This window comes from Micromonospora sp. DT63 (assembly GCF_049841615.1).
Taxonomy (GTDB): domain Bacteria; phylum Actinomycetota; class Actinomycetes; order Mycobacteriales; family Micromonosporaceae; genus Micromonospora.
In genome coordinates, this window is the sequence record NZ_JBNCKQ010000008.1 from 114795 (window position 1) to 133799 (window position 19005).

19 protein-coding genes and 1 pseudogene are annotated in these 19005 nt (G+C 72.7%); 10 read left to right on the forward strand and 10 right to left on the reverse strand.

What is annotated here, in order from left to right; translation table 11 throughout:
* Positions 1-120: 120 nt before the first annotated feature.
* Both ACLQ27_RS26425 and ACLQ27_RS26430 read left to right on the forward strand, forming a co-directional pair.
* A complete protein-coding gene (locus ACLQ27_RS26425) occupies positions 121-1737 on the forward strand; it encodes an RNA polymerase sigma factor (protein ID WP_234587952.1) in 1617 nt (538 codons plus the stop codon).
* A 245-nt stretch (positions 1738-1982) separates the two neighbouring features.
* Positions 1983-2216, forward strand: a complete 234-nt coding sequence (locus ACLQ27_RS26430) for a DUF7455 domain-containing protein (protein WP_357498515.1) — start codon at positions 1983-1985, stop codon at positions 2214-2216.
* 187 nt (positions 2217-2403) lie between these two features.
* Here ACLQ27_RS26430 and ACLQ27_RS26435 read toward each other — a convergent pair whose 3' ends face one another.
* The 3 genes from ACLQ27_RS26435 to ACLQ27_RS26445 form a co-directional block, all read right to left on the reverse strand.
* Positions 2404-4137 (reverse strand): DEAD/DEAH box helicase, encoded by a 1734-nt coding sequence (locus tag ACLQ27_RS26435; RefSeq protein WP_234587954.1) that lies wholly within the window; start codon positions 4135-4137, stop codon positions 2404-2406.
* Positions 4138-4305: 168 nt separating this feature from the next.
* Entirely contained in the window at positions 4306-4968 is a 663-nt protein-coding gene (locus ACLQ27_RS26440; protein ID WP_234587955.1) for a trimeric intracellular cation channel family protein, read from the reverse strand.
* Positions 4969-5008: 40 nt separating this feature from the next.
* The gene (locus ACLQ27_RS26445) at positions 5009-5227 is read right to left on the reverse strand and encodes a DUF3039 domain-containing protein (RefSeq protein ID WP_007456912.1); all 219 of its coding nucleotides are present in this window, start codon (positions 5225-5227) and stop codon (positions 5009-5011) included.
* An 88-nt stretch (positions 5228-5315) separates the two neighbouring features.
* Between ACLQ27_RS26445 and ACLQ27_RS26450 the strand changes: the two genes are divergently transcribed.
* Positions 5316-6251, forward strand: a complete 936-nt coding sequence (locus ACLQ27_RS26450; protein ID WP_357498513.1) for a pseudouridine-5'-phosphate glycosidase — start codon at positions 5316-5318, stop codon at positions 6249-6251.
* The gene (locus tag ACLQ27_RS26455) at positions 6248-7147 is read left to right on the forward strand and encodes a carbohydrate kinase family protein (protein WP_357498511.1); all 900 of its coding nucleotides are present in this window, start codon (positions 6248-6250) and stop codon (positions 7145-7147) included. Before ACLQ27_RS26450 ends, ACLQ27_RS26455 begins: the two co-directional genes overlap by 4 nt.
* A 63-nt stretch (positions 7148-7210) precedes the next feature.
* Here ACLQ27_RS26455 and ACLQ27_RS26460 read toward each other — a convergent pair whose 3' ends face one another.
* Positions 7211-7570 carry a DUF3099 domain-containing protein gene (locus ACLQ27_RS26460; protein ID WP_234587958.1) on the reverse strand — a complete coding sequence of 120 codons (360 nt, stop codon included), beginning with the start codon at positions 7568-7570 and terminating at the stop codon, positions 7211-7213.
* Between the two features lie 103 nt (positions 7571-7673).
* On the opposite strand from ACLQ27_RS26460, the gene ACLQ27_RS26465 reads away from it, so the two are divergent.
* Together ACLQ27_RS26465 and ACLQ27_RS26470 are read left to right on the forward strand one after the other, a co-directional pair.
* Complete coding sequence (locus ACLQ27_RS26465; RefSeq protein ID WP_357498509.1) at positions 7674-7961, forward strand: hypothetical protein; 288 nt, start codon at positions 7674-7676, stop codon at positions 7959-7961.
* A gap of 14 nt (positions 7962-7975) precedes the next feature.
* The gene (locus tag ACLQ27_RS26470) at positions 7976-8287 is read left to right on the forward strand and encodes a BrnA antitoxin family protein (protein ID WP_234587992.1); all 312 of its coding nucleotides are present in this window, start codon (positions 7976-7978) and stop codon (positions 8285-8287) included.
* Positions 8288-8290: 3 nt separating this feature from the next.
* Here ACLQ27_RS26470 and ACLQ27_RS26475 read toward each other — a convergent pair whose 3' ends face one another.
* Positions 8291-8866, reverse strand: coding sequence for an HhH-GPD-type base excision DNA repair protein (locus ACLQ27_RS26475; protein ID WP_425869187.1), 576 nt, complete (start codon positions 8864-8866; stop codon positions 8291-8293).
* A gap of 546 nt (positions 8867-9412) precedes the next feature.
* Positions 9413-9631 carry a hypothetical protein gene (locus tag ACLQ27_RS26480; RefSeq protein ID WP_425869188.1) on the reverse strand — a complete coding sequence of 73 codons (219 nt, stop codon included), beginning with the start codon at positions 9629-9631 and terminating at the stop codon, positions 9413-9415.
* Between ACLQ27_RS26480 and ACLQ27_RS26485 the strand changes: the two genes are divergently transcribed.
* Positions 9620-11104 carry a DUF7059 domain-containing protein gene (locus ACLQ27_RS26485; RefSeq protein WP_425869190.1) on the forward strand — a complete coding sequence of 495 codons (1485 nt, stop codon included), beginning with the start codon at positions 9620-9622 and terminating at the stop codon, positions 11102-11104. The genes ACLQ27_RS26480 and ACLQ27_RS26485 overlap by 12 nt on opposite strands.
* Positions 11105-11132: 28 nt before the next feature.
* Positions 11133-11555, forward strand: coding sequence for a D-aminoacyl-tRNA deacylase (dtd, locus tag ACLQ27_RS26490; RefSeq protein ID WP_425869192.1), 423 nt, complete (start codon positions 11133-11135; stop codon positions 11553-11555).
* 134 nt (positions 11556-11689) lie between these two features.
* On the opposite strand, the pseudogene ACLQ27_RS26495 reads toward dtd, so the two are convergent.
* Positions 11690-12472 (reverse strand): annotated as a pseudogene (locus ACLQ27_RS26495) (sporulation protein); the annotation flags it as partial.
* Positions 12473-12704: 232 nt separating this feature from the next.
* Between ACLQ27_RS26495 and sigB the strand changes: the two are divergent.
* A complete protein-coding gene (gene sigB / locus ACLQ27_RS26500) occupies positions 12705-13724 on the forward strand; it encodes an RNA polymerase sigma factor SigB (RefSeq protein ID WP_305076144.1) in 1020 nt (339 codons plus the stop codon).
* A gap of 107 nt (positions 13725-13831) precedes the next feature.
* Complete coding sequence (locus ACLQ27_RS26505; RefSeq protein WP_425869194.1) at positions 13832-14239, forward strand: VOC family protein; 408 nt, start codon at positions 13832-13834, stop codon at positions 14237-14239.
* Between the two features lie 10 nt (positions 14240-14249).
* Here ACLQ27_RS26505 and ACLQ27_RS26510 read toward each other — a convergent pair whose 3' ends face one another.
* The 3 genes from ACLQ27_RS26510 to ACLQ27_RS26520 are packed head-to-tail and all read right to left on the reverse strand — an operon-like array spanning position 14250 to position 18911.
* Entirely contained in the window at positions 14250-16805 is a 2556-nt protein-coding gene (locus tag ACLQ27_RS26510) for a GNAT family N-acetyltransferase (protein ID WP_357575515.1), read from the reverse strand.
* Between the two features lie 15 nt (positions 16806-16820).
* Positions 16821-18002: an acetoin utilization protein AcuC gene (locus tag ACLQ27_RS26515; RefSeq protein WP_357498498.1), complete on the reverse strand. Its 1182-nt coding sequence runs from the start codon at positions 18000-18002 to the stop codon at positions 16821-16823.
* A 48-nt stretch (positions 18003-18050) separates the two neighbouring features.
* Positions 18051-18911 carry a sulfurtransferase gene (locus ACLQ27_RS26520; RefSeq protein WP_425869197.1) on the reverse strand — a complete coding sequence of 287 codons (861 nt, stop codon included), beginning with the start codon at positions 18909-18911 and terminating at the stop codon, positions 18051-18053.
* Positions 18912-19005: the final 94 nt, after the last annotated feature.

Sequence of the window (19005 nt, forward strand, 5' to 3'; positions counted from 1 at the left end):
CCGCCGACCACCGGCCGGCCCGGGACACGGGGGTCCCTCAACCACATCGCCCGGCCCGGTTGCCCCACGCTGTGCCGGACGATCCGGCCGTGCCCGCTCTTCGCCTCCGGAAGGTCATTCGTGACAGAACCCCGCCAGCCCGGCGCCGACGTTCGCTCGCTCACCGACACCCTGATCGCCCACGCGCAGAGCGCCGGTGGTCAGCTCACGTCGGCTCAGCTCGCGCGCACCGTCGAGACCGCCGAGGTGACTCCGGCCCAGGCCAAGAAGATCCTGCGGGCGCTCTCCGAGGCGGGAGTGACCGTTGTGGTGGACGGCTCGGCGAGCACCCGCCGCCGGGTCGCCGCGGCCCGCTCGACGACCCCCGCGTCCCGGGCCACCACCGCCAAGACCACCAAGAAGGCCGCCGCGCCCGCCCCGAAGCAGGCGCCCGCCTCCGACGAGGCGCCGTCGACGCCGGCGCCGCGCAAGGTGGCCGCTCGCAAGGCCGCCGGCAGCACCGCCGAGGTCGCCGCCGCAGCGGCCACCCCGGCGAAGGCGACCAAGTCGACCCGCGCCACCAAGGCGACGGTCGCCGCGGCGGCCGGAGCCAAGCCGGTCAAGGCCGGCGGCAAGGCCAAGGGCGAGGGCGCCGAGGGTGAGATCGACCCCGAGGAGCTCGCCGCCGCCATCGAGGACGTGGTGGTGGAGGAGCCGGCCGAGCTGGCCCAGGCCGCCGAGACCGACGCCGCCGCGTCGGCCACCGACAACGACTTCGAGTGGGACGACGAGGAGTCCGAGGCGCTCAAGCAGGCCCGGCGTGACGCCGAGCTGACCGCCTCCGCCGACTCCGTCCGGGCGTACCTGAAGCAGATCGGCAAGGTCCCGCTGCTCAACGCCGAGCAGGAGGTGGAGCTGGCCAAGCGGATCGAGGCCGGGCTCTACGCCGCCGAGCAGCTGCGCGCGGCCGACGAGGGCGAGGAGAAGCTCGCCCGGGAGATGGTCCGCGACCTGGGCTGGATCTCCCGCGACGGCGAGCGCGCCAAGAACCACCTCCTCGAGGCGAACCTCCGTCTGGTCGTCTCCCTGGCCAAGCGGTACACGGGGCGCGGCATGGCCTTCCTGGACCTCATCCAGGAGGGCAACCTCGGCCTCATCCGCGCGGTGGAGAAGTTCGACTACACCAAGGGCTACAAGTTCTCCACGTACGCCACCTGGTGGATCCGGCAGGCGATCACGCGCGCCATGGCCGACCAGGCCCGCACCATCCGTATCCCGGTGCACATGGTCGAGGTCATCAACAAACTCGGCCGCATACAGCGCGAGCTGCTCCAGGACCTGGGCCGTGAGCCCACGCCGGAGGAGCTGGCCAAGGAGATGGACATCACACCGGAGAAGGTGCTGGAGATCCAGCAGTACGCCCGGGAGCCCATCTCGCTGGACCAGACCATCGGTGACGAGGGCGACAGCCAGCTCGGTGACTTCATCGAGGATTCCGAGGCTGTGGTCGCCGTCGACGCGGTCTCGTTCTCGCTCCTGCAGGACCAGCTCCAGCAGGTGCTGCAGACGCTCTCCGAGCGTGAGGCGGGTGTGGTCCGGCTGCGTTTCGGCCTGACCGACGGTCAGCCGCGGACGCTTGACGAGATCGGTCAGGTCTACGGGGTGACCCGGGAGCGGATCCGGCAGATCGAGTCCAAGACGATGTCCAAGCTGCGTCACCCGTCCCGGTCGCAGGTCCTGCGGGATTACCTGGACTGAGCCGGTTTCGTCAACCGGACGTGTCGTTTTGATCACCTGGTGTGCAACACCAGATGGTGATCGTCCGGATGCACGAATGTGATCGTTGACGTGGCACCCTGGGTTCACGGCACACTGTCCCTGCCATGTGTGACCTCGGTCCCCCGCGGGCACACAGGGAAGGCAGTGCCCGGCACGGGTGTTGCACGATAGGTGAGCAACGACCGAAGAGATTGTTCATCGGTGACGACCAGAGGAGGAAGGCGATGAACTCGACCCTCACGCCGCCGCCCGAGACGGTGGTTCCCCCAGCCGCCGATGAACGGTGCGACCGCTGCAATGCTGCCGGGAAGCTCCGGATCACTCTGGCGGGTGGGAGCGAACTGGTGTTCTGCGGGCACCACGCGAACAAGTACGCGGAGGATCTCGTGAAGATCACCGAGCGGTTCGCGGCGGAGCCCGACTTCAGCTGGCGTGGCGCCGACCTGATGGCGAACTAGATCCGCATATCGACATAGCCGGCCGGAGGCACCCGATGGGTGTCTCCGGCCGGCTTTCGCCATCCAGGGGCCACTCGGTGCGCGTGGCCGACTCGATATCGGTGCCATGGGGTCATCCGGCCGCCCCCGATCCCCTCACATCAGCGACACGGTGTCGATCGTGACCGTGGGGGCTTCCGGCACCCGTTCAGAGGGTCTGCACCGTCGCGATGCGTTCCTCGAGCTGTTCGATGGTGGCCTGGGCGCTCGGCGGGCCGCCGCAGAGCCGGCGCAACTCGGCATGGATCTTGCCGTGGGGTTGGCCGGTGCGATGGTGCCGGGCGGCCACGAGAGCGTTCAGTTGGCGCCGGAGCGCCACACGGCGTTGGGCGGCACTCATGGGTACCGGCGGCGCCGCGGAGGGCGCAGCGGCCGGCTGAGCGGCCCCGTCGGCCGTACGACGGCGCTGGGCGGCGAGCTGTGCGGCCTGCCGTTTGGTGAGCAGCAGGGAGACCTGGTCGGCGGTGAGCAGGCCGGGCAGGCCGAGGTACTCCTCCTCCTCGGGGGTGCCGGCCTGGGCGGCGGTCCCGAACGACGCGCCGTCGAAGATCACCTGATCCAGTTCGGCGGTGGCCGAGAGCGCGGCGAACCGCTTCTCCAGCTCCCCGCTGGCCTGGTCGTCGCGCTGCGCGCGTTCCAGCAGCTCGTCGTCGAAGCCGTCGGAGTCCTTGGGTTTGCCGAGGACGTGGTCCCGCTCGTTCTCCATCTCGCTGGCCAGCCCGAGCAGGTGCGGCACGCTGGGCAGGAAGACCGACGCGGTCTCGCCGGGGCGGCGGGCCCGCACGAACCGGCCGATCGCCTGGGCGAAGTAGAGGGGGGTGCTGGCGCTGGTGGCGTAGACACCGACCGCCAGTCGGGGGATGTCGACCCCCTCGGACACCATCCGCACCGCGACCAGCCACCGCTGGTCGGACGCCGCGAACGTCGCGATCCGCGCGGATGCGCCCTGGTCGTCGGAGAGCACCACTGCGGCCTTCTCGCCGGTCACCTGCTCGATGAGCTTGGCGTACGAGCGGGCGGTCTGCTGGTCGGTGGCGATGATCAGACCGCCGGCGTCGGGCATGCCGGCGTTGCGCAGCACGGTGAGTCGGGCGTCGGCGGCCCGCAGCACCTGCGGCATCCAGTCCCCCGCCGGGTCCAGGGCGGTACGCCACGCCTGCGCCACCAGATCCTGGGTCATCGGCTCGCCGAGGCGGGCCGCCAACTCGTCCCCCGCGTTGGTGCGCCAGCGGGTCTCCCCGGAGTACGCGAGGAAGAGCACCGGCCGGACGACCCCGTCGCGCAGCGCGTCCGCGTAGCCGTAGACCGAGTCGGCGTGGGAGCGCAGCAGCCCGTCACCGCCCCGCTCGTACGTGACGAACGGGATCGGGTTGTCGTCGGAGCGGAACGGCGTACCGGTGAGCATCAACCGGCGTACGGCGGGCTCGAAGGCGTTCTTGACGCCGTCGCCCCAGGAACGGGAGTCGCCGGCGTGGTGGATCTCGTCGAGGATGACCAGGGTGCGACGGGTCATGGTGCGCCGCCGGTGCACCTGCGGGGCCATTCCCACCTGGGCGTAGGTGACCACCGCACCGTGGAAGTCGGCCGCCGAGTGCACGTCGGCGTTGCGGAACGCGGCGTCGAGCTGAATGCCCACCCGGGCCGCGGCCTCGGCCCACTGGTTCTTCAGGTGCTCGGTGGGCGCGACCACGGTGACCGCCTCGACGGTGCCGTCGCCGAGCAGTTCGGCGGCGATCCGCAGGGCGAAGGTGGTCTTGCCGGCGCCCGGCGTGGCGACCGCGGTGAAGTCCTCGGTACGGCGGCGCAGGTACTCCACCAGGGCCTTGCGCTGCCAGGCACGTAGGGCCGGGAACGTCTCGAGCACCGGCGTCCGGGCTGCCACGCGAAAGCTCCTCTCCGACCGCACGAGGGCGGACACCGGGCGAGGGCCACGAGTACCGCCGCCCATGAAAACGCCTCCGCGCAGAAGCTGCCGCGAAGGCCGACTCAGCATAACCAGCGCGGGCCCGCCGGCCCAGGCGACGCCACGCTGGTCACATCCGACGAACGTTCACCACTCCCGGTCCGTGCGGGGATCGGCACCGTCGGCGCGCGGCGGGCGCAGCGTGGCCACCGGCGCGGACCAGCGTCGACGCAGCGCGATCAGGCGCAGCCCGACCACCAGGACGGCGGCGGCGGTGAGCGGCGCGGGCCCGGTCTGGCCGCTGACGTACAGCAGCACCACCAGGACCGAACCGGCAAGTGCGGCCAGCGCGTAGATCTCCCGGCGCAGCACGACCGGGATCTCGGCGGTCAGCAGGTCCCGACCGAGCCCTCCGCCGATCGCGGTGAGCATGCCGATCAGGCAGGCGCCGACCGCCGGAACCCGGGCGTCGAGCGCCTTGAGCGTGCCGGTGACGGTGAACAGACCGAGGCCCGCCGCGTCGAGCACCAGCACCGTGGTGCGCAGTCGGGCGAGCTGCGGGTGCAGCCAGAAGACGGCGAGCGCGGTGATCGCCGCGGTGGCGGCGTACCGCCAGTCGGCGAAGGCGAGCGGCGGCACCTCGTCGATGACCAGGTCGCGCAGGATCCCGCCGCCGAGCGCGGCCACGAAGCCCACGAACGCGACCCCGAACAGGTCGAGTCGTTTGGCCACCGCCGCCGAGGCACCGGAGGCGGCGAAGACGGCCACCCCGGTCAGGTCGGCGAGGAGCAGGGCGGTGGAGGTGGTCACCGCCGCAGGCTACGTCGCCGGCCGGAGCGCCGGCCCCGGTTCACTCGCGGTACGAGTCGTAGATCTCCTTGCACTTGGGGCAGACCGGCGAGCCCGGCTTGGCCGCCTTGGTGACCGGGAAGGTCTCCCCGCAGAGCGCGACGACGAAGGTGCCCATGACGGCACTCTCGGCGATCTTCTCCTTGCGGACGTAATGGAACATCTCGGGACCGGTGTCGGCGTCCTTCAGCTCCGGACGCTCGAGAACCTCTGTGCTCACGTCTGCACCTCCGACCGTCAAGTTTGGCAGGTCATCACGGCCGGGTCCACTTGAGCCCGGCCCGGGTCCGACCCCGTACCGTGCCGGTGTGACTGACTTTCGCATCAGCTACGGCACCGAGGTCGCCGAAGCCCTGCGCGACGGCCGACCCGTCGTCGCCCTGGAGAGCACCATCGTCTCGCACGGCCTGCCCCGTCCGCAGAACCTGCGGGTGGCCCGGGAGATCGAGCAGGCGGTCCGGGACGCCGGAGCGGTGCCGGCGACCATCGGCATGATCGGTGGCGAGCTGGTGGTCGGGCTGGACGACGCGCAGCTGACCCGGCTGGCCACCGTCGATGGAGTGACGAAACTCTCCGTCCGCGACCTGGCTGTCGCGGCGGCGACCGGCGCGGACGGCGCCACCACCGTGGCGGCGACCAGCGCGGTGGCCGCCGCCGCCGGAATCGGGGTGTTCGCGACCGGTGGCCTGGGCGGGGTGCACCGGGAGGCGGCGCACACCTTCGACGAGTCGGCGGACCTGGTCACCCTGGCCCAGACCCCGATCACGGTGGTCTGCGCCGGGGTCAAGTCGATCCTCGACGTGGGCGCGACGCTGGAGCGCCTGGAGACCCTCGGGGTGGCCGTCATCGGCTACCGCACCCGCCGGTTCCCCGGCTTCTACCTCACCGACGCGGGCTTCGACCTGGACTGGTCGGTGGACTCGCCGGAGCAGGTCGCCGCCGTGCTGGCCGCCCGGGACGGGCACGCCGTGCACCTCGGGGGCTTGCTCGTCGCCAACCCGCTGCCGGTCGACGAGCAGCTCGACCCGGAGCTGCACGACCGGACCCTCGCCGAGGGCCTGGCCCTGCTGCAGCGGGACGGGATCACCGGCAAGGCCGTCACGCCGTACCTGCTGGCGCACTTCCACTCGGCCACCGAGGGCGCGAGCCTGGCGGTGAACGTCCGGATCATCCTGCGCAACGCCGACCTGGCCGCGCGCATCGCGGTCGCCGCGGTCGCCCGCACCTCCGCCGTACCGGCATGACCCCTCCGGCCCGCGTGGTCGTCGTCGGGGACGTGATCACCGACGTGGTGGCGGTGCTGTCCGGGCCGCTCGCGGCCGGTTCGGACACCGGGGCCGAGATCAGTTTCGGCGGCGGCGGGCAGGCGGCCAACACCGCCGCCTGGCTCGCCGCGCAGGGGGTGGCCGTCACGCTCGTCGGCGCCGTCGGTGACGACGACGCCGGGCGCGACCGGATCGCCGAGCTGGATCGCGCGGGCGTGGACTGCGCGGTCGAGCGGGTGGTGGACGCCCCGACCGGCACGGTGATCGTGCTGGCGACCGACGGCGAGCGGACCATGGTCACGTCGCGGGGCGCGAACCTCGCGTTGAGCGCCGAGCACGTGGAGAAGGCCCTCGCGGCGGTGCCCGACGCGGGGCATCTGCACCTGTCCGCGTACACCCTGTTGGACGCCGGTTCGCGCGGCGCGGGGTTGCGGGCGCTGGCCGCCGCCCGCGAGCGCGGGCTCACCACCAGCGTCGACGCGGCGTCCGCGGCGCCGCTGCGGCGCGCGGGCGCGCGGACGTTCCTGGGTTGGGTACGCGATGTCGACCTGCTGCTGGTCAACGCGGACGAGGCCACGGTGCTGGCCGGCGGGCTGGACCCGGCGGCACAGGGGCGGGCGCTGTCGGCGACGGCTCGGCGGGTGGTGGTCAAGCGTGGCGCGGCGGGAGCGGTCTGGGTCGATCGCACGACGCCGGTCTGCACGGCTGCGGCCCGTCGGGTGGCGGTGGTGGACGTCACGGGAGCGGGCGACGCCTTCGCGGCCGGTCTGCTCACCGCGTGGCTCGCCGGCGCCAGCCCGACCGCGGCACTGAGCCGCGCCACCGACCTCGGCGCGCTGGCCGTCTCCACAGCCGGAGCACGGCCCCAGCCGTAGGGGCCGGAGCACGGCCGCAGGCACCCGCGGCCGTCACGGTCGAGCCCTGGCCCGCTGGGCGGGTCAGGGCTCGACGTCGATGACCTTGTGCGGGCGCTCCTCGGCCGTGAGACTCATCGGCGGCGCCTCGTCCTGCCGCCGGGGATGGAACCGATTGGCCAACCGGTGCTCCTCCTTGGGTGGCCGGTCGTTGGCCAGCAGCACGGCCAGCCACGGAATGAGCACCATGCCGAGGGCGCACAGCGGCAGCCAGACCCAGAGCAGTGGGGCGTTCGCGCCGACCAGGATCGCGCCGGCGACGATGCAGGCCACCCGGATGCCCATCATGAGGACATAGCGGCGCTGACGGCTGGTGAGCTGATCATTCTGGCTGCGCGAGGCATCGGTGATCAGAATCGGCTGGTACGCCTGACGCTTCACCATGAACCTCCTCGAGGGGATTACGCCTCATCCTGTCACCACAAAGGCGTGATCAGCGAAAATTGACCAGGCCCATCCGTGTTACGCGCGTGGTACGCTGCGCGCTGTGGGCAGCAGGTTCAGCTTCACCGACGAGGCGTTGGCCAACCTGAGGGTCTACGACGTCACACCCGGGGAAGTCTGGGAGGCGCTGCACAGCGCCCGGCGGGTCATCCGCCACCTGGGCGACGACGTGATGGTGGTCTACGCCGCCGCCCGCCGGGGTCGCCGACTGGCCGTGCTGCTCGCCGAGGCCGATGGCACCGACAACGACTGGGACATCCTCTCCGCCCGCGAGCTGAGCGACATCGAGTCCAAGCGCTACGACGAGGCCGTGCGGAGAGATCGCCGATGAGGGGGGCCGTGACGATGCACCGTAACGACGCGACCAAGCAGTTCCACAGCGGCGACGACCGGATCGCCGAGTTGATCGACCAGAGTCCGGCGGTGGACCTGCCCACCCCCGACACCGACGTGCCGATGGTGAGTCGATCGGTCCGGCTGCCGCTGGACACCTACGAGCGGGTCCGCGCCGCCGCCGACGCCCGGGGCATCGGGGTCACCACGCTGATGCGGCAGTGGATCGAGGCCGGCCTGGCCGACCTGGACGACTCCGCGACCGTCTCCCTCGCCGACGTCCGGCGGGCGCTGGCGTCGCTCGCCCACCCGACCGCCGCCTGAGCGTCAGCCCTGGGCAGCCTTCGCCGCCGCCTTCATCTGCTGCTTGTACTCCCGCACCCGGCGCAGCGAATCGGCGTCGGTGACGTCGGCCACCGACCGGTACGCGCCGGGATCGCCGTACCCGCCGGCAGCCTCCCGCCAGTCCTGCGGGGTCACCCCGAACCGCTTGCCGAGCAGGGCCACGAAGATCTGCGCCTTCTGCTTGCCGAAGCCGGGCAGCCCGGCCACCCGCCGCAGCAGCTCCGGCCCGTCGGCGACGTCGGCCCACAGCAGCGCGGCGTCGCCGTCGTAGCGCTCCACGAGCGCCTGGCAGACCTCCTGCACCCGGGCGGCCATCGCCTTCGGGAACCGGTGCAGCGCGGGCGGGGTGGCGAAGAGCGCGACCAGGGCCTGCGGTTCGTAGCCGGCCAGCTCCGCCGCGTCCAGGTCGCGGCCGAGCCGCTGGGTGAGGACGTACGGCGAGGAGAACGCCTTCTCCATCGGCACCTGCTGGTCGAGCACGAGCGCGATGACAAGTGCCAGAGCATTCCGCTGGAGAAGCTCGTTCGCCTCGGGGTCGATAGGAAGGGAGAGCGTCATGCCCACATGCTGCCACCAGGTGGCCGGCCGTTGGTTCGCTCGACGCGCAGCTATCCTTCGGATAGGTCTCACGAGCCAACGGAAAAAGGGCACCATGCCGCGCAGGCGGCCCCACCAGCTACGGCAAGATCAGCTTCACCGGCCGTCCTGGCGCAGCAGATCCCACGTCCGTGGGCTTGCCGGCTGCGTACAACAGGAGATCAATCAAATCGAGCTGTGGAGCGCACGCGACTGGGCTCGCGTCGGTCTCTGGCCCGGTGCCGTGGCAGAAGCCCTCGCCGGATGGCGAGCAACCGCCCAGCTACCCAGCGCTCGCAGCGCCCACCCCTGCGACTGCTGCGGGCGTCTAAGCCGTGCGATTCTCCAAGAAGCCCTCGATCAGCTCAGCACGCCGGCGTCCCGGGCCCTGTTGCGCCTGGTCGCGCCACTCGACGACGAGTACCGAGCGCGGACCCTGCCCAATCCCCTGGCACCTCGACAACTCCCCTGGTGGGAGCACCGAATCACCAGGTAAGTCGACGTTCTCCGTGAGGAGACGTTCCATGGTCAGCACATGTGCTGGTCCAGGGTCATGCCGATGAGCAGGGCCAGCGGACTGTGCTCCAGCAGCCGGTTGGCCTCCGGATCGATGGGCAGCACGAGCGTCATACCTGCCATCTTGCCTGGCGCGCGGATCCGGGCGGTCACCGACGCTCCGGCAGTCGTCCGGCGGGTGCTGCCGACGCGGGACGGGGCGACCGGCAGGATGAGAGCGTGGACCAACACGACATGCTGCTCTCCCCCGCCGGCGTCGACGCGCTGCGGACCGCGCTGACCCGAACGGGGTTCACCAGCCACGGCATCGCCGAGCGGCTGGGCGCGCAGGCCACCGCTGCGGTCTCCCGCAACGACTACCGGGCCGCGCTGCGCGCCACCGAGGACGGCGATCCGCTCGGCACCCTGATCCGGGTGTTCATCTGCGACCAGACCGAGCCGGAGAGCGCGGTGGCCACCGCCCTGGCGCCGCTCAGCCTCGCGGAGGCGATCGCGGGTGGGCTGGTCGAGCGGTACGGCGACGGCCTGCGTGCCGGCGTCGACCTGGAGCCGTACGGCGACGACTGGTGGGTGCTCGCCGACGTGCCGGCCAGCGCCCGACCGGGTCGCCCGCTGCACGCCGAGCACGTGCTGGGCATCGGCGGCGCCACCCAGACCCTGATCGGCGCGACCGTACGCCGGCAGGTGGGCAGCGCGCTGGACCTGGGCACCGGCTCCGGCGTCCAGGCCCTGCACCTGGCCACCCACGCCGACACGGTGACCGCCACGGACCTCTCCGAACGGGCTCTGCGCTTCGCCGCGACCACCGCCGCCCTCAACGGCCAGGACTGGGAGCTGCTGCGCGGCGACCTGGTCGCACCGGTGGCCGGCCGCCGCTTCGACCTGGTGGTGAGCAACCCACCGTTCGTCGTCGGCCCCGGCACCACCACGCACGTCTACCGCGACTCGGGGCGGGTGGGTGACGCGATCGCCGCCGAGCTGGCCACCGCAGCCCCCGGCCTGCTCACCGAGGGCGGCACCATGCAGTACCTGGCGAACTGGGTGCACATCGCCGGCGAGGAGTGGGACGAGCGGGTGGCCGGTTGGTTCGCCGGCACCGGCCTGGACGCCTGGGTGATCCAGCGCGAGGTGGCCGACCCGATGGCGTACGTCGACCTGTGGCTCACCGACGTCGGCGAGGGCGCCGACCCGCAGCGGGCGGCCGTCTGGCTGGACTGGTTCGACGCGCACAAGATCGAGGCGATCGGCTTCGGCATCGTGTCGCTGCGCCAGGGCGGGCACGCCGACCCGGTGGTCCGCGTGGAGGACCTGCGTCAGCGGGTGCAGCCACCGCTGGGCGACCAGATCGGCGGCTGGTTCGACCGCCAGGACTTCCTGCGGGTACGCGGCACCGAGGCGCTGCTCGCCGAGCGCTACCGGGCCACCGACGGCCTTCAGCTGCGACAGGAGGCCACCATGGGCGACGAGGGCTGGGCGGTGGACCGACAGGTGCTCGCGATGCCGAACGGCCTGCGCTGGACCGAGGAGATCGACCCGCTGGTGCTGGCCCTGGTGGGTGGGGCCGACGGCCGGCTGCCGCTGCGCGACCAGCTCGCCCTGCTCGCGGCGGCCCACGACGTCGAACCCGCGGAGATGGCCGAGGCCGCCGGCCCGATCGTCGCGCACCTGGTGGAGCGCGGCTTCATCGAGCCGGTGACCGGCTGATGCGGACGATGTGCGCGGTGGCGCGCTGATGCGGGCGGTGGTGCAGACCGTCGGGCGGGCCAGCGTGACCGTCGATGGCGAGGTGGTCGGCGCGATCGAGAACGGCCTGCTGGTGCTGCTCGGGGTGACACACACCGACACGGCGGAGACCGCTCAGACGATGGCCCGCAAGGTCCATGAGCTACGCATCCTGGACGGTGAACGGTCCGCCGCCGACACCGACGCGCCGATCCTGCTGGTCAGTCAGTTCACCCTCTACGGCGACGCCCGCAAGGGCCGCCGTCCAAGCTGGACCGCGGCGGCCCCCGCCGAGGTGGCCGAACCCCTGGTGACAGCTGTGGTCGACGCCCTACGCCAACGAGGAGCCACTGTCGAGACGGGCCGCTTCCGGACCCACATGCTCGTGGAAAGCCTCAACATCGGCCCCCAGACCCTCCTCCTGGATCTCTGACCCAACCCCGCTCCCCCTCTGCCGCCAAGTCCCTCCACTCGGTTGATCATGAAGTTATTGCCCGCCGCCTCGGCGTGTCGTGGCAATAACTTCATGATCAACGGTTGGGGAGTGGGTGGGTGGGTGGGTTGGGAGAAGAGGCCTCGGCGGGTCAGGGACTGGCGGAGCCAGGTGTCCAGTTCGACGGTCCAGTCGGTGTCGTCGGCGGTGGCATGCTCGACAGTGAACCGGCCGAAGGTGTCCCGGCCCTCGGTGAAGACGCCGCCGCGCTTGTCGACCTCCAGCACCACCTGCATCTGCCGCGCGTCGGCGATGAAGGTGACCTCCAACTGGTTGATCGAGCGGGCGTACTGCGGTGCCGGGTTGAACTCGATCTCCTGGTAGAACGGCAACGTCTGCCGTACGCCGTAGAGGTGCCCACGCTCCACGTCCGCCCGCGCGAACCGGAAGCCGAGGCGCAGCAACGCCTCCAGCAGCCGCTCCTGCGCGGGCAGCGGGTGCACCGACACGGCGTCCAGGTCGCTCGAGTCGACGGCGCGGGCGACCTCCAGCTCGGTCCGCAGGCCCATCGTCATGCCGTGCAGGTGCTGCCCGTACAGCTCGGTGACGGGTGTCTCCCAGGGCACGTCGAACCGGAACGGGAGGTCGTGGCGCTGCCCCGGCTCCAGCCGGAACGCACCGGTGACCCGCTGGCGGTGGAACTCCTGGGTGGTGTCGTAGTCGTTGTCGCCGCTCTCCACCTCGACCCGGGTGACGAGGCCGAGCGTGACGTGGTCGATCTCGACCTGGTGGTCGCCGCCGAGCACGTGGACGTGGCCCTCCAGCTGCCCGCCGGGGCGGCAGTCCGGGTCGGCGAGCACCGTCTCGACCGAGGGGCCGCCGACCCCCATCGCCTTCATGAGCCGCCTGAAGACCACACCGTCCTCCATCGTCGGACCACGCCGACCCGGGGCGGCCGACCGTCCGCAACGTAGCCGGGCCGGGCCCGCAACCGCCGGGATGACACACCGCGGCAACGATCTGGCCGGATTCCTGTCGGGTGCCCGATCGCCTCACTCCCGTTTTACGCCCCGCCCGCCAAGCTGTGTCTCACACCGGCACCACTGGGCCGGAGACACGGCACAGACGTGGAAACGGGGAGAGACAGAGATGGTCCTGCAGATGACGGAACACCGGACGCGCCCGGCAGCCACCAGCACCGAGACCAACGGGTCCGCCGAGGCCCTCACCGACCTGGACGCCACCGACGAGCGCGGCATCTCCACCGACCTGGTCCGGGCGTACCTGAACGGGATCGGCCGGACGAAGCTGCTGACCGCGGCGCAGGAGGTCGACCTGGCCCGGCGGATCGAGGCCGGCCTGTTCGCCGACGAGAAGCTCGCCACCTGCACCCCGGTCTCTGAAGAGCTGCGGGCCGACCTGGAGCTGATCGTCGCCGAGGGCCGCGCCGCCAAGGACCACCTGCTGGAGGCGAACCTGCGGCTGGTGGTCAGCATCGCCAAGCGCTACACCGGACGCGGGATGGCCTTCCTCGACCTGATCCAGGAGGGCAACCTCGGCCTCATCCGGGCGGTGGAGAAGTTCGACTACGCCAAGGGTTACAAGTTCTCCACGTACGCCACCTGGTGGATCCGGCAGGCGATCACCCGTGCCATGGCCGACCAGGCCCGCACCATCCGCATCCCCGTGCACATGGTCGAGCAGGTCAACCGGATGGTCCGGGCCCGCCGGGAGTTGGCGGTGACGCTGGGTCGCGAGCCAGGAGTCGCCGAGGTCGCCCGGGCCCTGGACATCCCCGAGTTCCAGGTCATCGAGCTGATCTCGTACGACCGCGAGCCGGTCAGCCTGGACCAGACCGTCGGCGACGACGGCGAGAGCGCACTCGGTGACTTCGTGGCGTCGGTGGACCCGCGCACCGACCCGGGCGAGGGCGCCGCGCAGGGCGAACTGCGCAACGAGGTGAGCATCGTGCTCGCCACGCTGTCGCAGCGGGAGCAGGCGGTCATCCGGCTCCGGTTCGGGCTGGACGACGGCCGGCAGCGCACCCTGGACGAGGTCGGCCGCGAGTTCGGCCTGTCCCGTGAGCGGATCCGGCAGATCGAGAAGGTGACGTTGCTGAAGCTGCGCGCTCCGGAGCGGGCGCAGCGCCTGGAGGCGTACGCCTGCTGACGCACCGGATGGGAAGGCAGGGCCCCGGCGGTTCGCCGGGGCCCTGCCCGCTGTCGAGGTGCTTGACTGTGGCGCCGACCGACTCCGCGACGAGCGAGGAGAGTGCCGTGAACTGGACGTTGGAAGTGGTGATCGTGCCGGTCTCCGACCTGGACCGGGCGAAGACGTTCTACGCCGACCAGCTCGGCTTCGCCGTCGACCACGACACGGTGATCAGCGACGACGCCCGCATCGTGCAGTTGACCCCGCCCGGCTCCGGCTGCTCGATCGTGATCGGCAAGGGCGTGGTCCCGGAGATGCCGCCGGGTTCGCTGCGGGGCCTGCAACTGGTGGTGCCCGACCTGTTGCGGGCCCACGCGGAGCTGGTCGCCCGTGGCGTGGAGGTCAGCGACATCCAGGTGGTGGGCCAGAACCCGCGCCCGGTGCTGGACCCGCTGGACAACGTCGGCTTCGTCTTCTTCACCGACCCGGACGGCAACGCCTGGGCCGTCCAGCAGATCTCCAGCCGCGCCTGAGCTGCCGCGCTCAGAGACGCCGGGGGCCGGTGTCCGGACGGGCGACCACGCCGCCCACCCGCACCTGGGCGTGCAGGACCGAGATGCCGTCCGGGCGGGCGAGCACCGGGTTGAGGGTCACCGAGCGCACCCGGGGCTGCTCGTCGGCCAGCTGACCGACCCGCAGCAGCAGGTCGGCCAGGGCCGCCCGGTCCACCGGCGCCGCGCCCCGGTGCCCCCGCAACAGCGGAGCCGCCCGAGGTTCGTCGACCAGCTCGGCGGCGTCGGTGTTTGTCAGCGGCACCGCCCGCCAGGCCCGATCGCCCAGCAGCTCGGTGGCGACCCCGCCGAGACCGAAGCCGACCACCGGCCCGAACGCCGGATCCTCCACCAACTCCACCACGCAGGCCACACCGGGCGGGACCATCGGCTGCACCAGCACGTCCGCGCCGAAGCCGGCGGCCATGTCGGCGTACGCGCGGCGGACGCTCGCCTCGTCGGGCAGATCGAGGCGGACGGCGCCCAGGTCGAGCCGGTGCCGCAGCCCCGCGGCGGCGGCCTTGAGCGCCACCGGGAAACCCACCCGCGTCGCCGCGTCGACAGCCGCGTCGACCGAGGCCACGGGCACCGACGCGACGGTCTCGATGCCGTACGCGGCCAGCAGCGCCTCGACGTCGGTGCCGTCGGCGCGCAGCGCGGCCGCCGCGGCGTCCCGGTCGATCCCGGGCAGCTCGGGCGCGACCCCGGGCGGGCGACGCAGCCACTCGGCGTACCGGTGCACCCGGGCGAGCGCCCGGACGGCCTCCTCCACGCCGCCGTACGCGGGCACCCCGGCGGGCAACCGACCGACCAGGAACGTCGCCACGGTCGGCTTGCCCAGGGCGAGGGCGGCCGGCAACGCGGCGGTGACATCGGCGTCCACCTCGGTGCGCTGGCCGGGCAGCGGCGGGGCGAAGACCACGACGAGTGCGTCCACCCCGTCGTCGGCGGCCGTCTCGGCGAGGGCGGCGGCGAACTCGTCGGCGCCGGCGCTCGGTGCGACGTCCCGCGGGTAGCCGTCGGCGACGGTCAGGCCCTGCCCGACGCACGCCGTGGCGGCCAGGCCGGTCAACGCCGACGAGTTGCCGACCACGCCGACCCGGCCGCCGGCCGGCAGCGGCTGGTTGGCCAGCAACACCCCCACGTCGAGCAGCTCCGGCACGGTGTCCACCCGGATCACCCCGGACTGGGCGAAGAGCGCGGCCACCGCCACCTCGTCCGGGCCGGCCGAGTCGCCCACCCCGGGCGGGCGGGCCGGTGAGGCGAGCGCCACCACCGGTTTCGCCCGGCCGATCCGCCGGGCCAGCCGGGCGAACTTGCGCGGGTTCCCGAACGTCTCCAGGTACAACATGATCACGTCGGTGCCCGGGTCGTCCTGCCAGTACTGCAGCAGGTCGTTGCCCGACACGTCGGCCCGGTTGCCGGCCGACACGAAGCTGGACAGCCCGAGGCCCCGCCGGTCCGCCTCGGCGAGCAGCGCCACCCCGAACGCGCCGGACTGGCTGAAGATGCCCACCCGACCGGCCGGCGGCAGCGCCGGGGCGAGGGTGGCGTTGAGGCGTACCGCCGGGTCGGTGTTGGCCACGCCCAGGCAGTTCGGGCCGACCACGCGCATCCCCGCCGCGTGCGCCGCGCGGACCAGCGCACGTTGCGTGGCCGCGCCCTCACCGCCGGCCTCGGCGAAGCCGGCCGAGATCACGACCAGGCCGTGCACCCCGGCGGCGGCTGCGTCGGCGACCACCGCGGTCGCCGCCTCCGGCGGGACCGCCACCACCGCCAGATCCACCGCCACCCCGGCGTCGACCACCGAGGGGTACGCGGGCAGGCCCGCCACCGTCGACGCGCTCGGGTGCACCGGCACCACCGCGCCGGTGAACCCGCCGTCCCGCAGATGCCCGAGCACTGCCGCGCCGACGCCCTGGCCGGTGGCGCTCGCGCCGTAGACGGCGATGCCTCGCGGGGCGAGCAGCCGGGCGATCGAGCGGGCCTCGGTGCGGTGCTCCCGGCCGCGCTGCACCTCCAGGGTCGCCTCCGTCGGGGCGATCGGGAAGCTCAGGTGCACCACGCCGTCGGCGTACGCGCGCTGGACCTGGTAGCCGAAGTCGGAGAAGACCCGCAGCATCGTCCCGTTGGCCGGCAGCACCTCGGCGACGAAACTCATGATGCCGTTGCGCCGCGCGGCGTCCGCCAGGTGCTCCATCAGCACCGAGCCGATGCCCCGGCCCTGGAAGGCGTCCTCGACCACGAAGGCGACCTCCGCCTCCGGCGCCTGCGGACCGAGCCGCTCGTACCTGCCGACGGCGACGAGCCGGTCCCCGGCCAGCACCACGAACGCCTCCCGGTCGTGGTGGTCGACAGTGACGAACCGGACCAGATCCCGCTCCGGGATGCGCGGGTACGGCGAGAAGTAGCGCAGGTAGCGGGTGCGCTCGGAGAACCGGCTGTGCATCGCCACGACGGCCGGCGCGTCGTCCGGGCTGATCGGTCGCAACTGGACGGTGCTGCCGTCGCTGAGCAGCACGTCCACCGGCTGGTCCACGGTCGTCACAGGAAACGGCCCGGCTCAGTCCCGCGGGTCGTACGGGTCGAGCCCGAGCAGCGGGAAGACGGTCTTACGGGTCGCCGCGATCGCCCGGTCCACCGCGTTCGGCTCGCCCGTCGGCTGCCACGGCTCGTACGACGGGTCCGCGTCGTCGGTCATCCGCAGCGGAATCTCCCGACCCGGCCGACGGGCCGCGGCCAGCTCACGCCAGCCCGGCGGGGTGAGCGTCGCCGGGTCGATCGGAGCGCCGGTCGCCACCGCCAACAGGTGGGTCCAGGCTCGGGGCACGACCTCGACCAGCGCGTACCCGCCGCCGCCGGTGGCCACCCAGCGGCCCTCGCACAGCTCGTCGGCGAGCGCCCGCAACGCCAGGTAGGTGGCGCGCTGCCCGTCCACCGTCAGGTTCAGGTCGGCCAGCGGATCCAGCCGGTGCCCGTCCGCGCCGCACTGACTCACCAGCACCTGCGGCCGGAACGCGCGCAGCACCGACGGCACGATCGCGTGGAACGCCCGCTGCCAGCCGGTGTCGTCGACGCCCGGCGGCAGCGGCATGTTCACCGCGGTGCCCTGCGCGCCCGGCCCGCCGGTCTCGTCCGGAAAACCGGTGCCCGGAAAGAGCGCGAGCGGTGTCTCGTGCAGGCTGACCGTGAGCACCCTCGGGTCGTCCCAGAAGATGTCCTGCACCCCGTCGCCGTGGTGCACGTCCACATCCACGTACGCGATCCGCTCGGCGCCCAGATCGAGCAGTCGGGCGATGGCCACCGCGGGGTCGTTGTAGACACAGAAGCCGGACGCGCGGGCGGGCATCGCGTGGTGCAGGCCACCGGCCACGTTCACCGCTCGACGCGCGTCACCGCGCCAGACCGCCTCGGCCGCGGCCAGCGTCGCCCCGGCGATCAGTGCGCTGGACTCGTGCATCCCCTCGAAGACCGGGTTGTCGGAGGTGCCCAGCCCGTACCCGGCGAAGAGTGGATCACGTGGCGCGGCACGCACGGCGGCCAGGTAGGCCGGGTCGTGCACGCGGGTGAGCGCCGCGTCGTCGGCGGGCTCCGGCTTGACGACGCGCACCCCCTGACGCTCCAGAACGCCCAGCTCCCGGGCGAGCGCGACGGTCAGCTCCACCCTTACCGGGTCGAGCGGATGGTCGCCCATGTCATAGGCGAGCAGCGAGGGGTCCCACACCACTACCGTGTCGTCGGACATGAGCCCATCGTCGCACGAGGACCGTCGTCGGCCCACCGCACGCGCTGGTCAGCGGCCGGGTGTCGGCCCGGACGCGACCGGCCGGGCCGGGTCGGCCACCCAGTTGCTCCACGAACCCACGTAGAGCGCGGCGTCCGTACGGCCGGCCAGGTGCAGCGCGAGGACCGCCTGCGCGGCGGTCACCCCGGAGCCGCAGTACGCCCCGACCGCCCGCGCCCCGGTCGCGCCGACCGAGGCGAACCGCTCGCGCAGCACGTCGGCGGCCGGAAAACGCCCGTCGGCGCCCACGTACTCGCCGGCGGGCAGGTTGGCAGCGCCGGGCACGTGACCGGCGACCGGATCGATCGGCTCGACCTCGCCCGCGTACCGGGGTGCCGCGCGCACGTCGAGCAGCACTGCGTCGTCGGCGGACGCCAGCGCGGCGGCCTGCCCGGCGTCCAGCACCGGAAGGTCACCGGGGCGCACCTCGACGTCACCGTCGGCCGGGGCGGGCGCGGTGGTGGAGACCTGTCGTCTGGCGGCCACCCAGGCCGGGAAGCCCCCGTGCAGCAGTCGCACCGGCCGGTGCCCGGCCCAGCGCAAGGTCCACCAGGCCCGCGCGGCGGCCAGGCCGTCGCCGCCGTCGTACACCACAACTGGATGACCGGCGCGGACGCCGGCGGCCCGCAGCGCGGCCTGCAGCGCGCCCGGGTTGGGCAGCGGGTGCCGGCCGCCGGCCCCGGGCGGCCCGCACAGCGCGGTGTCCAGGTCGACGAAGACCGCGCCGGGCAGGTGGCCGGCCAGGTAGTCGTCACGACCGGGCGGGCCGGTGAGCCGCCAGCGGACGTCGAGGAGGGTGGGCGGGTCGGCGTCGTCGAGCTCGGCGGCGAGCCGGTCCACCTCGACGAGCAGTTCCTCGGTACCGGACATGCCGACCATCCAACACCATCCGGGTCACCACCACGCGATTCGGCAGCGGTCGCTCGCCGCGCGGCAGGGTAGCATCGTGCATCGGAGGGCCGCA